The organism is Bacillus sp. PS95 (genome assembly GCF_037963565.1).
GTDB classification, from domain to species: domain Bacteria; phylum Bacillota; class Bacilli; order Bacillales; family Bacillaceae; genus Bacillus; species Bacillus subtilis.
Genome location: NZ_CP150160.1, coordinates 2,579,611 through 2,593,286 on the forward strand (window position 1 = coordinate 2,579,611; position 13,676 = coordinate 2,593,286).

Genomic DNA, 13,676 nt, shown 5'->3' on the forward strand with positions numbered 1-13,676 from the left:
AAGCCACTGGCTTAGCCAGCAGCTTTGTCTGCGTTATTCTTACTCTGTTCTTTTTCGTTCTCAATTGTTTGTAATCGATCTGTTATTGATGATGGTATTTTAACACCAATCTGTGCTAAGTTTTCAGTTATTGACAAACCTTCATTCATTAGCGATATAAAAAAGAACGGTACCAAAGGTTAAGACACCGTTCAAATTGAGTACTGTATCAATCACGTTTGCTAAAATGACCGCAAAGAAATTGAGTAGCTTGCGGACATAGCCAAACCATGCGCTTCGACTTCGCAGTTTTTTGAATTTCCATGCCTTGATTACTCCTGTTAAAACGTCAATTATGCTAAGTACTAGAAGTAAATCAAGGTACTTCACCCCTCCAAATAAATATACTCTTGCTAAATCTAATGTTTCAAAATTGATAAACAAACTTGTCTCCTCCATTCTAATCACCTCCTCCGAGGCAAATAAAAAAGGACAGCCGGATCTTATGAGACGGCCGTCCCTCTAACTGAAAAGTTTCCATTTGTTAAAGCTGTAAGCTCCATAACAATTTCTTTAAAGCCAGTAATGCTAAAAGACCAAGCTTCTGATTTTCCTTTTGTGCTAGTGGCAAACGTTCCGTCATCCACTTTCTGCCCTCTAAGGGCTCTTTTTGTTCCCGATAAGGATTTACCCCAGAACTTCAATTCACTTGTCTCAGCCGTCCCATAAACCTCAATGAGCAACGTTTTGAATGATCCAACGGTGAATGGGTTACCCTCACCTATGGTTTCTGTTTTATCGTGAAAGACAATATCCATTGTTTTTGATTGAGTGTCTAATGAGCTAAGATTCAAGCCTTCAGTTTGAACTTTTAAACGACCATCATTAGTTAACCCGCTTTTATCTAACTGGACTGAGAACGGAGCAACTGCTGTAATAGGAACAGTATGGTTAATGTTTATATCCTCTTCACCTGCGCCCAATGACTGGTAAAGTAAGAATTCAGATTGCTGCAGGTTACCATTTGCGTATCTGAAACGGAAATATCGTTTAGTTAAATGAATCCACTCAGTCTCGCCAAGCGTATTTGCTTTAACAACCAATGAAGAGATTGTGGTCCATGAATTCATATCGTTACTTTCTTCAATGAATAAGGTACCTTCACGATCAGAATAAGCGTGACCTTTTACTTTTGAAATTAAAACCTGACCTAATCGATCTTGTCCATATTGCGTGTAGACTTCAGTGGCTTTTAAAACTGCGTTCGTCAGCAGCTCTGAATTACCGGAGATTGAAGCTACCGGCACAACAAAATCTCTGTTTCCTTCTCTGTATGGCTTGGCTGCCCCCGGCTTACCAGTTGCATCTGTTGAAAATTGAAAACTATATGATGCCATTATAAATCCTCCTTGCTATTGTAGATCATTAGTGGTGAGCATGGGTTTACAACGGAACCACCTCCTTTAAGGAAAAATAAAAAAGCCCTAAATGGCTTCTCCTGTGATCTCTTTATACTGTTCAGCTGTAATGAGTTTTTTCTCTATTCCTTCCTGTAAATCTTCGGGCGAACAATCTTTGAGATGAATTGCCTGTTTCACCATTTCAGAAGAAGCCCAGTTATAATGCAAAGCCAGCACCCAATAATTCATGAACCTTGCCCTCCTTGTAGAGTAAGCAGTTGCAACTTTATTTTTGAAAGCTCGCTTCCCAAAGTTTGGTTTAATTCTTCAAGCTGTTTACGAGCCAGTTTTTCCTGTGACAACTCTCTTGCAAGTAGATCCACTTGAACTGGTGGTTCATATGCAGATGTACTCTGAAGCTCTTCCCACCAAGTTTTTAACTCTGCTTCCGTGGGTATAGGTGCCCTAATATTCCACTCTGCTATATATGAGGGAGTTCCATCACCATTATTCTGGACAATAAAATCCTTTGTGGGATCAGCTGTTGGGTATTTAAAAAGAATAGCTTCACCTATATTCATCGTTACCTCCTAAAATCTTGGATAGTTTCGGCCTCCAAGTTCTTGTATATCAAAAAAGTTAAATACACCATTTTTATCATCTACTGCCCTTTTCAGTGTTTCGTCTCCTCCGTAATTACAGTAGCACCAGATTTCAACGTAATCTCCTTTATTCATGGGTACAGTCGCATTGCCGTTTAAACCAAGATTCATCCCATTATCCTTTTCCTGAAAGTCTCCTCTTACATGGTGCAGTGTTTTATATGCTTTTCCATTTAGGTAAACCTTCAAATGAAAGTTTATATAAGATGTATAATTTAAGGTATATATACTTGCCCCGATTAAGTACATTCCATCGTTCGGAGCAATAAATCGATTGTTTTTAGTATCAAAAGCATTATGGCTATCCTTGATGACCCTGTTAAATGCAATTTTAGTGTGATCAATCTTTTTTAAATACTGAACACCTGTAGTTCCAATATTCGCATGAGCAAAACCTGATATCTTTTGCCACGGAGTCCAGCCTGAACCACTCCACCAGTGTCTAATCCAAACTCCTGTACTGTCATAGTAAGTCCCAGACTCATTCCCTGTTCCGTAAAAGTATTGAGTGAAACGGTAATTATTATATTTTTCATTTTTGACAATGCCATAACCCAAGGGGTAGCCTGTAGTATTTCCCTGCCCAATGTCCATTAAGGTCAGTCCTAAAGGATATTCTTCCCCTCCTGTTCTTGCATCTTGAATAGCATTGTCTCCAGTAATTAACGTCAGATTGTTATTTTTATAGTTGGTATCCACGTAATATTTTGCATCCGATAAAGCCTTATCCGCTTTTTCCTGAGCTCCGACAATTGTTTCTTTTGCATTCCAATTCTCCCGTTCCACTGGTGTAATGTGCCGTTGTAAATCATTACGATGCTCTTCAAATTCTTTTTTCGAAGCTTGCTGTACATTATCAACGTTCCCTAGCCCGATTTGCGCCTTTGTTGTATTGTGAGGGTTGTTCATGTCATTTTTATGTACAGCTAAATCTTTATGCGCATCTTGAATGCCTTTCTCCCAACGGTTCACATCATCTTCATTAATCGGATCGTCCGGGAGCCAATCTGTTTTTGCATCATAAGCCATTGTTAAACCACCTCAAAAGTAATCCTAAAATCTAGCGTTCTATTATTACTAACGTCTAAATCTGTTGTTCTTTCCGTAATCACGTTGTTTTGATCATCAAGTATCTGAACACTCTTAATATGTTTGATGTCTTCCTCTCGTTGAGTAAGCACCGTGACAACGGCACCCTGAATGGTGAGTTCCACAATTTCTGTTTCATTTCCATTCAGCAGCACTTTCGATATTCTATTTTTCAAATCTGCAGCTGTACGCTCTCTATAAAGCTGTGTAATCATACAAGGACCACCTCGTTATTATTGAGCGTGACGGAATAACCTACCTTTAGCTCACTTGCTTTTCGATACCTTCTGTTATTCAAAATGACAGTATCTTTTATTTGGAGTGGCTCATTCAAAGCAGCTCGCAAGGTATATGCCAAATGAGCTGGCTTCATATTCTCCAATGTTTCTATGAGCTCGCTCATATGCTGCATATCATCTATATCAATATCAACCTTAAAACGGTACTCTCCGGGAAGCAGCCGAACCTGAGCTGACGGATTTTTCAGGAACCGGTTCAACGCGTGTTCAATGGCCCTATATGTTGCCGGCGGTATATTGGACATTTTAGAGATTAGGCGCAATCGGCGGATCTCATCGGTGTCACCTGATTCCCGCGGTACGTTCAAAATCTTTTCCCATCGTTCAAGCCCCCAGGTTGCCGTAGTAACAAACAGCTGATCTGTCAGATCAAAGATGCTGTTATTTTGCTTCTCAAATTCCGGAGCTTCCGCTTTAAGAAGTTCAGCCATTTCCTTTAACTTGGTAAGGAACGGCGGCAGGTAAGCAGTCATTTCATCGAGTTTGCTCAATGATGTTCACCTGCCCCAATTTAGGGATTTCGACGGCACTCAGAACCAAATTTTCGGCCACGCCGTTGATTTTAATATCTGCGTAATCACTTACTGAAGGTGAATTGTAGACGATATTATTAATCTGCGATAAACGGATGACGTTATCTTCAAAGGCAATCTTTTTAAAAAGATTTAAAACACCTGATTCAATTTCTTGCTTTACCTGATCGATAGAGCTATTGACCTCGGGAAGTACCTCGGCTGAAATCTCAACCTCTTTCCATACCGCACTCTCCACTGTGACAAAGGCACCTATTGGCGCTTGTCCCTCACCTTGTCCGGGTTCAGGATCAATATAGTTTTTCACCTTTGATATTAAAATATCGGAAGCAGGTTCCAAGTTAGCATTGGTCACGACAATTTTGACTGTACCGTCCCCGTTCCAAAGCGGAAAGACCTTTACCTTCCCCACTCCGTCTACTTCTTCAGCCCATTGTTTATAGTGTGCTTTATTGGCACTGACAGCTTCTCGACGCACGCGGGTAAAATATCTAGCTCTTAAACTGTCATCATCCTCTTCTTCACGTCCAGGAATCAGAATCTCTTTCACAATCGCTTTTTGAAGCCCAGGTATAGTGTCTAATGACAATAGATTCTGACCGGATATGTTTGCGTTCCCTGCTTCCCCCGCTGTTTCACACTCCAACGTCCCGTCAGCTGTGTATTGAAAATAAAGATTATCAACATAAAAGCGAGACCCTACAGGAATGGTCACGCCTTCAGTAAACTCCCCTGCCCTGACTGCTTTTGTGGCAGCAGTCCGCTCAATGCCTGCTTCAGTAGCTCGTCGATCTAAAAATTCCCCTTGGGCCGTGTCTGAGAAGACAAGTTCCAGAACAGTATCGAGCCAAATATAAGACTTGGCCAATTCTGCGGCTACAGGAGCTAACGCGTTATAAATCACGCTGCCTTCCCTTTTATCAATGTCCGCTGAAATGCTGTTCAACATTCGATCCATAATCGATTCATAGGTTTGATCTTCAAACATCCTCGCCAAGCACCTCCTCGATCTCCAATGTTCCTTCGTCAGTCTCGACTGTAAAGGAGACACGGAACGATTCGCCTTGTTTTTCTATTTCAAAATCTGTAACAGCAGAAATCCGATCGTCATAGATCAGTGCTTCCTCTATCAGCCGAGGGATCTCCATTTTCTTATATGCGTCTGTTGTTTCGTTATCTGCCAGCACGTCTTGAAGTTCATTTCCAATGTCATGACTGTAAACAGAATATGCGTATCGCTCAGTATGGAGAGACAAATATACAAACTGCTTGATCGCTTCAAGGCCTGTGATGATTTCATTTGTGATACGGCCATTTTCAAAATCTATTTTGTAGGTTTGCGAGGTCTCTATGACTTCGCTGTCATCTTCTATATCCTCAAACTCGATTTCCGGAGACAAAGCCATTCCAAACACCTCCTATATTTTGTCGAGAATAAAAAATGATTGCCCGCCTTTTAAGGAGACAATCATCACACGCTCACCTGTATTTAATGCTTCTTCACCGGCCCGCAGCCGCTTTGGAACAATAATCAAATCAGCAGGTATTATTAATTTGTCATTTTCATTAAGCCTTATTTCAACAGGGGAAACGGAAACCACTTCAGCCGGTAGAATATCCACTGGCGACTCAGAATCAACTGCACGGACAGCCAAATGTTTGATTGCTTCACTTAATCTCATGAGGAAACACCATCAGGGATAGAATTTTTCTCAACCACATCAATGGTCATCGTGTGTGTCGATCCTTTAAATTCGTGTTTGTCTGTATCGATCCAGTATGTTTTCTTAACCCCGACTTCCGGAATTGAGATATAGATGGGCAACCCGCTCTGAAGATCCGGAATGCCAATCGCTTGAATACTCTTGAGTTCTTTTTTAACACCTTTTTTCTGTGCCTGTTTGACTTTCGCACGCTCCTGAAGCTGCGCCTGGTTAATGTTATCAGAAACCGTTTCGACATACTGAAGCACACCATATTTACTGATCCCTGAGCTGTCACTTGCAGTGGCTGTGTATGTTTTATTGTCTTTCTGCCGGCGGAGCTTTACTTTTGTGGCCGTGTCATTAATTGAAGTGCTGTATTGATAGCCGGTGATGTTCACACCCGTCTCCAACACCCATACTTCTGACAGATCTGGCCAAGCGCGAAGGCCAAGCTTCCCCTTCGCAGAATATAATTGATAATTCCTTCCGGTTTGGCTTTTCGTTTGTTTCAAGGCTTTTAGAATCATGTCATAAAGGCTCGTATCATCTTTAAACACTAATGATTTAATGGTGTAACCTGTATTTGCAATGGATGTAGTCGGAATCTGAAAATCTCGCGCCAACCGTTTTATAATCTCGTCTGCACGTTGATTTGAGAAAACATAAACATCTTTGTTCTTGACCAAATATTGCAGCATATCATAAGCCGTAAAAGTCATCCAGTGTTCTTCCGGATTGCGAGAAAACACAATGCCCCGGAACAGTTCTTTGCCCTTCCACTTAAATAAAACTGTATCCCCTTCAGATACGCTGTAATATGAATGGGTTCCCTGTTTCGTAATGATCTTGGCCGTAATCGATCGCGGCGCCTGATACCGTTGCCCTTCGAGGGAAACACTTTCAGTTACCAGCTCAAGCCATTCCGTTTCTTTAATGACGAAAAGTTCTATCATGTCATCACCTGCTTACTGCGGTATTTTTAATTTTTGCCCAGGAAAGATCCAGTGTCCTGGCTGTCTTATATTCCGTTTGCTTCGTTTGATCATAGCCTTTTTATTGACTTTCCATATCTTGCGCCATTTTGTACTGTCTCCATAAAATTTGCCGGCAAGGTCCCACAGTGTATCGCCTTTCTTAACGGTGTATGTTTTAGGAGCTGATTTAGATGGCCGTTTCTTCTTCGTCTTTTTCTTCTGCTTGATCTTCCGCGGCGAAGCAGTTTTGTATTCCTTCAGCTTTATTTCATAATCACGATCACCTATATCTTTTTGGCCCTCTGTATAAGAAAAAACCTCGATACTGCAAGTTAAATTAATTTTCGTTCCAGTAATTAAGAATTGAACCGGCTTTTTAGATTTCACCCATTTCTCGATCTTTGCAATAGCATTTTCAGGAGAAGGAAATCCCTTATACTCAGCAAGCGGGCTGTGTTTCTTTGGAAAAAAAGAAGAGAACGAAATTTCTTTCGCTCCCGGTTTATCAATAAAAGTGATCTCCCCAAAACTAGCCACTTTTACTGATTCATTTTGAATTGTGTTGGATATATCAATTTGTTCAGGAAGGACCGGAAGCCGCAGCTTGTCCTTCCCTTGTGAAATCCAGAATTCATATATGGATTTAGTCAAAAGCAACGACTCCCTTCGTTCCAATGTTGATATCCTGTTCAAGCTCATCGACAAGGGCCTGCTTAATCTTAGCTACAAGACTGTTCATGTCTTGGTCATTGTGAAAATGCTGATCGCCATTAAACTGAATAATGACCTCTTTGCCACCTGCAGCTTTAAACGTTGTTTGATTACGACCCGTTGTGGCAGCTGTTACCTGACCTGAAGATAATTCAGTTTGACCTTTTTCAGATGGGTCTGTGACTTCCATTCCGAGTGCCTTAGCTGCTTGGGCTAATAAATAACGTCCACGGATGCCTCGCTCCTCCGGAATGATCCATTCCCTTTTGTTTCCTTCACCGACACGGGCAATCTGCTCTTTGGTAATAAGTCCGCCGTTAGCGTAGCCAACATATGGACCTCCATGTCTCATGCTTCTAATGCCTGGTACATTATTAATTGATCCATATCTGCTTTTGATATAGCCAATCGCAGCAGCAGCGTTGTGAATCGGGTTAAGAATGTTATTCATGCCCGGCAATTTGTGTGCGTTGAAGGTACTTGGGATTGTCTGCATGAGCCCCTGAGATGGATGTCCTGCTTTCGCATTACTATCCCATAAGTTGATTGCCTTCGGATTACCGCCTGACTCATGCTGAGCAATTGTCATCAGCCCTGGAAGCCAGCTCATCGGTGTCTTTGTAGCCATGATAGCAGCCATGAGCCATTGCTTCACATTTCCGCTTACTGCGCCCATTCCAGAATAAGCGGCAGCTAGTGAGCCTGCTTGTTTTTCAGCAAACTTTTTTACATCAACAGAATCCAGACCTTTTACAATACCTATAGAGGCAAAACGCCCAAGACTCATCATGACACGGGAAGGTGAATGAATATCCAGCTCTTCACGAAATGCCTTCTCAACTTTTTTCGCCAGTTCCTTGGCAGCCTCATTGACTTCACTTGCCTTAGAAGTCATGCCTGAAACAAAATTACCGATCATACCGCTTCCCCATCCGTTTGATGATTCTTTAGAGCGGATAAACGGCTTGTTAATATGAGTGCTGACGTATTGATCAGTACCAGTTTGTGAGCTATTTTGTCCGGAAGCAAAACCTTTGATCGTTCCGCTTCCCCATGATGAAGATTTATTAACAGTGTTCTGAAATGGCATTTTAACCTTCGTCTGCAAGAAGCCATCTGTACCGGTCGAAGTGCTGTTTTGACCTTTAGCATAACCATTGACCACTTGCTTTCCGTAATTCGGAGAATAAGAGATTAAATTGTTCATTGGTTGTCCAACGTTTTTCTGTTTCCATGCTTCCATAGAAACAACATTATCTCTAATTCCTTGATCAAAGCTCTTCGTGAACTGTTGACCAAATGATGTTGCTTGTTCATCAAGACTGGATGTGTCAATAATAGGAGATACAGAAGCAGTCACCGCCGCACTACGGACTAGCGGGGAAGTTGCCGGTTCACCTCCTGCAGATGAAGCAGACGCTATATCATCAACCACACTCATCCCTAATTTCGAAGCAGCTTGAGAAAGGAGCATTTTGCCGCGACCTTTATTATTCTCAACAGGGATAACGAATTCTTTACCAGCTTCACCAATCCAAGATATTGTTGGCTTCGTAATGTAACCACCAGTAGCATGTTTCTTTGGCTTTTCTTTTCCCGAACCAAATAAATAATTTACGCCACTCTTCACATATCCCCACGCTTTACCAGCAGTTTTTTTCGCACTTGAAGCTACTTTACCACCAACTTCTTTTACCCCGCCTAAAATACTGCTTCCCAATTCCTTTACACTCTGCCACTTTTCAGACCACCACTTCTTACTAAAAAGGGTTTCTGAGATGGAACTCTTAACACTTTTCCATATTGATTTAGCATTGTCCCATTTATTTTTGGACCAGCTTTTTACACTTTCCCATTTTCCTGACCACCACTTCTCGCTAAATAGAGTGGATTTCAGCTTTCCTTTAACTGATTGCCAAACAGAAGACGCGCTGTCCCACTTACTTTGAGCCCAACTTTTTACGCCTTCCCATTTACCTGACCACCACTTCTCACTAAACAAAGTGGATTTTATTTTTCCCTTTACGGACTCCCAAACAGATGATGCACTATTCCATTTGTTTTGTGCCCAGCTTTTAACGCCAGACCACTTTTCAGACCACCATTCACTATTAAATAAAGTGGACTTCACCTTTTCTTTTACATTAGACCATGTATCACTTAACCCATTGATGGAAGTCTTCGCATTACTCTTAATGCCTGACCATTTTTCAGACCACCATTTTTGATCAAATAATGTACTGTTTAGTTTCTTCTTTACTTCTGAACCATCAAACGCTTTACCTAAACTTGAGCCGCCCATGGTGCCTGCTATACCACCAACTAATCCACCAATAGCTGTTCCCACTCCTGGAATAACACTGCCAATAGCTGCTCCTGTAGCCGCTCCAGCAAGGCCACCGCCAGCTGATCCAATTTTTTCACCAACATTATCTTTATTCATCCCAATTAAATCGGTTGCCGCTAACGCTGTTCCTAATAGAGGGACTCCCTTTGCAAACTTGCCAACACTTTTCAGAGGACTTAAGACTTTCCCGAACTTCGATGTACCGCCTGCAGCTCTACCAGCTGAGTATAGCTCCGATCTCGTAGTGATTATTGCTGATCTTGAATCTCTAGTTGGATTAGTACCTACAGTTCTACCGGAACGCCTTCTCTCCAACCGTTCAGATGACACAGCAATTGAACTATCAGAAGGGTTCATTCGGTTTGGATTACCGCGTCGACCTAAAACTCTTTTCCCTCGTCTTCTACGAATGCGATCATTTTTACCTCCATCGCTACAACAGCAATATGTCAAGCTGCCGCTTCGAGGTAAACTCGTTGGACCTGTGGCAGTTTTGGATTCTCTGCCCCTTGTGCTAGCATTACGATTACTGTTTCTATTCCTCCTTTCACTTTGCGTATTAGTACCAGCTTTAGGAGTACGTTTTGGAATTAATTTTCGGATTACGCCTGCTGCATCACTTCCGACAGTACCTATGCCTTTTAACAGCGGACGAAGTATTTTCAAATAACCAATCAATCCAATTAAAGAGGGGATCACAACTTTAATCGCTGTTTTCAAATCATCCCAATGGTTGACGCTCCACTCAATGGCTACGTTTAACTTATCACCTATCTCCTCACCTAGATCAGCAATATCTTTTTTGATCTCTTTAAGTTTTTCCTGACCTTCTTTACTGTTAATGAACGAGCTGATTTTATCAAAGGCCGGTCCTAATCCAGTTAGCAGAGAGGTTCCCATATCCTTAGATATGCTTTCAAAATCTCTCATGGCATCATTAACCGGTGTCATCGGGTTATTATCCCGAAGTTTCGTAAAGCTTCGTTCCAATTCACCGCTTGTTTTGGCACTTGTACCAATACCCTCAGCCATATCTAAAATAGGCTGCTTAAGGTCTTCATATTGTGTCCCGATAAGCTCAGTCGCAATAGCAGCCCGCTTTGTTTTGTCTTTCACTTTAGAAAGGGCTTTTGCCACCCTAAATAAACTTTCCTCTCCGCTTATTGAACCATCTTTGAAGCCCTTGAACATTTTCTTAGTTTCCTTGGCTCCGAACAGTGTTTTAAATGCGTCCACTTGACTATCAGACATTTCGGTTCGGCGGATGTTAAACTCACGCATACTATCGGCTAGGTTATCGAAGTTTCTGGCTCCACCCTTTGTTCCTTTTATCATCGCGTTTGCAATTTGGCCGCCTGTGAGCTTCAAGTCTTTAAAGGTGGAACTGTATTCATTCATCGTGTCTAATAAATCATCAGCCTGGTCACCGGCATTCCGGTATACATAAGCAATTAAGTCTCCGCTTTGTTTCCCAGACAATTTCAAGTTGTTATACATTGAACTGAAAGCACGATCTACCTCTGCCTGATCAGCATTCATAAGCTGGGCAATCTTACTTGATGACTCAGTCAATTCAGCCAGAGCTTTTTTAGACGCCCCTGTCTGTTGCGATAAGTTTCTTAGAGATAAACTGACTTCTTCCCGAGAACTGCCCGCTTTATTGTTGAAATAGATCTGATCCGTCATTTTTGCAACATCTTTCTTATTAACGTTTGAAGTTGCTGACACATAAGCATCCTGAGACATTGTGCTTTTACCAGAACCCATAATTGAACCTGCAGAAAAACCACCTGCAACTGCCAGAGTAATGGTAGCACCCTTCAAGCTGTCTATTTTCGCTTCAATAGCATCCAGAGCCGCTGAAGCTCTATCCTTAATAGAAACAGTTGGCTCTGCATGTTCGCTATCTACATCAGTCACATGACGACGGATCTCATCTAATTGGTTAGAAGCATGATCACGTACTGAAACAGTTGGCTCAGCGTGCGAGCTATTCAAATCAGTGAGACCTCCACGGATCAAACGAAAACGTGGTGTAGCTTGATCATTTACGGAAACCGTCACCTCATGACTGCCTTCGGTAAGATCCTCTGCTTGCTGGCGTATAGAATGTAAGCCATTCGAAACTCGATCATCTAAACCCATTTCAAGCAATCGAGCCCGAGCCGTCAAACGGTTGGCTGATCGATCAATTTGCCGCATAACTCTTTCAGTCCGGTCTTCAGCCTCAAAAATAAGAGGGCCATTAGCAGCCCTCTTAAGTCTTTCAGCATTGCCTTGTATCATTCGAAGCTTGCGGGAAATCTTATCATGTAATTCAAACGTGGCTGTTAGTTTAGCCATAGTTAATTACCTCCCTTCTTCGCTTCTTTTTCTAACAGCTCAAGCTTAAAACCGATTAATCCATATAAGAGCGCCTTGAATGCTTTCGGAGCCTCATATAGTTCTCTTAATTCTGACGGGGCGTATTTGAGCTCATGCATAGCATAGTAAAGGTATACAGCCTCTTTGTCCCCGTCTTTTACTAGTTTTTTGCTGCTTCTTCAAGGTCTTCGAGATCATCATCAAAACCGTTGATTTCAATTGCTTTGTTCAGCCAATTTGCATATTCACCGCCGACTGAAAGAACACGTTTGGCGACTTCCACTGGATCTTCTGTTTTGTAAGCCTCACGTAGTTCCTTAGCTTTAAAGTTCGGATAAACAGTCGTTTCAACCGCAATACGAGCATAAAAGCGTTGGCTGTCCAACTCCTTCACACGGCCGCGGCCTTTTACATTTTTGTAAGTGGTGTTCTCTTTCTCAAGTTCGTCAATTCGTTCAGTCGTAATTGCTTTGAAAATGAATGGAACAACATTGCCTTCTTTGTCTACAAACCGTTTAGAAATCGGAACTTCTACCTCTTCCGCTTCAATTGTTTGTCCTGGCATAAAGAATGAAAGATCGTATACTTTTTCGTTTTGTTTTTCACTCATGTTTATTAACTCCTTCAAAATTCGATTTAAAGTTTTTCGCAATAAAAAAAGCACATTCTCCTGTGCAAACAAATTGAAATGATCAATTTATTTAGGGGATGTGCTTACCATAATATTCATGTATAATAGATTCTTGAAACTACCTTTTCCTATCTATAAAGGAGGGTGGTAGATAATGAATTCATGTAAACACCTCCTGAGAGGAGGTGAAAAACAATGACCACTGTCCAGTTTCTGCAAGTTTTGGCACCGATAGCGTTAAAGGTTGTTGCAGACAGATATTTTAGAAAGAAAGACACAAACGAATCAAAAGACATTGCAGTGTCTAAAGTATGTTTGTGTCAACAGACGCGACGGGTGATTAGTCCGAATAAAAGATATAAACGGAATATTCGCCCGAATAGACGCTTTAAAAGGAAAAGGTAGCTTCGTTTATAAGAGCTAGAGTGTTGCAGCACCCTGGCTTTTATATTTTATGCATTTCTCATGAAAGAAATACACGTTAACAAGTTGTATTGTTGTAATTGGTACCAACTATAAGCTTACACCAGTAGTTGCAATACTTTTGCTTGGTACCATTATAACATGAATATATATTGATTATATAATTATTTGTATCTTTTATTCGTTACTTTTTTTATCTCAGATCTCAAAATGGCCTTATCTTTAGAAGTCTTCACCCTATTTCTTTTATGAAAAACTCCTAGGATTTCGAAAGTGTTATGGTACAATATGGTTTAGTATAAATGAATATTGGCTTTCAACATCTCAAGGGCGGTCTGGCTCACTCCCTCATGAAAGGGGGTGATGCACTTGTCAACATTTCAAGCATTAATGCTTATGCTTGCTTTCGGGTCATTTATAATTGCCCTGTTGACTTATATAAAGAAAAAATAGACCCACCCCTTGAGCTCGGCAAAGTTAAAGGGTAAAGTCTATCCTAAATACTTTCATGAAGTTGTTAAGCCAGCCCTCTTGATGGGCCAACATTTATACCGACCC

15 protein-coding genes and 1 pseudogene are annotated in these 13,676 nt (G+C 41.3%); 1 reads left to right on the forward strand and 15 read right to left on the reverse strand.

What is annotated here, in order from left to right; translation table 11 throughout:
• Window positions 1–11: 11 nt before the first annotated feature.
• The 15 genes and pseudogenes from NSQ12_RS13345 to NSQ12_RS13415 form a co-directional block, all read right to left on the reverse strand.
• Window positions 12–438, reverse strand: a pseudogene (locus NSQ12_RS13345) (holin family protein).
• A 44-nt stretch (window positions 439–482) separates the two neighbouring features.
• A complete protein-coding gene (locus tag NSQ12_RS13350) occupies window positions 483–1,376 on the reverse strand; it encodes a hypothetical protein (protein ID WP_003246010.1) in 894 nt (297 codons plus the stop codon).
• 87 nt (window positions 1,377–1,463) lie between these two features.
• Entirely contained in the window at window positions 1,464–1,628 is a 165-nt protein-coding gene (locus NSQ12_RS13355; protein ID WP_003229944.1) for an XkdX family protein, read from the reverse strand.
• The gene (locus tag NSQ12_RS13360) at window positions 1,625–1,960 is read right to left on the reverse strand and encodes an XkdW family protein (RefSeq protein ID WP_009967793.1); all 336 of its coding nucleotides are present in this window, start codon (window positions 1,958–1,960) and stop codon (window positions 1,625–1,627) included. Before NSQ12_RS13360 ends, NSQ12_RS13355 begins: the two co-directional genes overlap by 4 nt.
• A gap of 9 nt (window positions 1,961–1,969) precedes the next feature.
• A complete protein-coding gene (locus tag NSQ12_RS13365; protein ID WP_003229943.1) occupies window positions 1,970–3,070 on the reverse strand; it encodes a pyocin knob domain-containing protein in 1,101 nt (366 codons plus the stop codon).
• A 2-nt stretch (window positions 3,071–3,072) separates the two neighbouring features.
• Window positions 3,073–3,345, reverse strand: coding sequence for a hypothetical protein (locus NSQ12_RS13370; protein WP_003229942.1), 273 nt, complete (start codon window positions 3,343–3,345; stop codon window positions 3,073–3,075).
• Window positions 3,342–3,920, reverse strand: a complete 579-nt coding sequence (locus NSQ12_RS13375; RefSeq protein ID WP_003229941.1) for a YmfQ family protein — start codon at window positions 3,918–3,920, stop codon at window positions 3,342–3,344. Before NSQ12_RS13375 ends, NSQ12_RS13370 begins: the two co-directional genes overlap by 4 nt.
• The gene (locus NSQ12_RS13380; RefSeq protein ID WP_003229940.1) at window positions 3,904–4,950 is read right to left on the reverse strand and encodes a baseplate J/gp47 family protein; all 1,047 of its coding nucleotides are present in this window, start codon (window positions 4,948–4,950) and stop codon (window positions 3,904–3,906) included. The genes NSQ12_RS13375 and NSQ12_RS13380 overlap by 17 nt, the downstream gene beginning before the upstream one ends.
• On the reverse strand, window positions 4,943–5,368 hold the full coding sequence (locus NSQ12_RS13385) for a DUF2634 domain-containing protein (RefSeq protein WP_004398572.1): 426 nt from the start codon (window positions 5,366–5,368) through the stop codon (window positions 4,943–4,945). The genes NSQ12_RS13380 and NSQ12_RS13385 overlap by 8 nt, the downstream gene beginning before the upstream one ends.
• A 12-nt stretch (window positions 5,369–5,380) precedes the next feature.
• Window positions 5,381–5,644, reverse strand: a complete 264-nt coding sequence (locus tag NSQ12_RS13390) for a DUF2577 family protein (RefSeq protein ID WP_003229938.1) — start codon at window positions 5,642–5,644, stop codon at window positions 5,381–5,383.
• Window positions 5,641–6,621: a hypothetical protein gene (locus NSQ12_RS13395; protein WP_004398524.1), complete on the reverse strand. Its 981-nt coding sequence runs from the start codon at window positions 6,619–6,621 to the stop codon at window positions 5,641–5,643. Before NSQ12_RS13395 ends, NSQ12_RS13390 begins: the two co-directional genes overlap by 4 nt.
• A gap of 12 nt (window positions 6,622–6,633) precedes the next feature.
• Window positions 6,634–7,293 carry a LysM peptidoglycan-binding domain-containing protein gene (locus tag NSQ12_RS13400; RefSeq protein WP_004398548.1) on the reverse strand — a complete coding sequence of 220 codons (660 nt, stop codon included), beginning with the start codon at window positions 7,291–7,293 and terminating at the stop codon, window positions 6,634–6,636.
• Window positions 7,286–12,043, reverse strand: coding sequence for a phage tail tape measure protein (locus tag NSQ12_RS13405; RefSeq protein ID WP_003246092.1), 4,758 nt, complete (start codon window positions 12,041–12,043; stop codon window positions 7,286–7,288). Before NSQ12_RS13405 ends, NSQ12_RS13400 begins: the two co-directional genes overlap by 8 nt.
• Window positions 12,044–12,045: 2 nt before the next feature.
• Complete coding sequence (locus NSQ12_RS13410) at window positions 12,046–12,183, reverse strand: hypothetical protein (protein ID WP_003229934.1); 138 nt, start codon at window positions 12,181–12,183, stop codon at window positions 12,046–12,048.
• Between the two features lie 41 nt (window positions 12,184–12,224).
• The gene (locus tag NSQ12_RS13415) at window positions 12,225–12,674 is read right to left on the reverse strand and encodes a phage portal protein (protein WP_003229933.1); all 450 of its coding nucleotides are present in this window, start codon (window positions 12,672–12,674) and stop codon (window positions 12,225–12,227) included.
• Window positions 12,675–13,481: 807 nt separating this feature from the next.
• Between NSQ12_RS13415 and bsrH the strand changes: the two genes are divergently transcribed.
• Complete coding sequence (bsrH, locus tag NSQ12_RS13420; RefSeq protein WP_074794433.1) at window positions 13,482–13,571, forward strand: type I toxin-antitoxin system toxin BsrH; 90 nt, start codon at window positions 13,482–13,484, stop codon at window positions 13,569–13,571.
• Window positions 13,572–13,676: the final 105 nt, after the last annotated feature.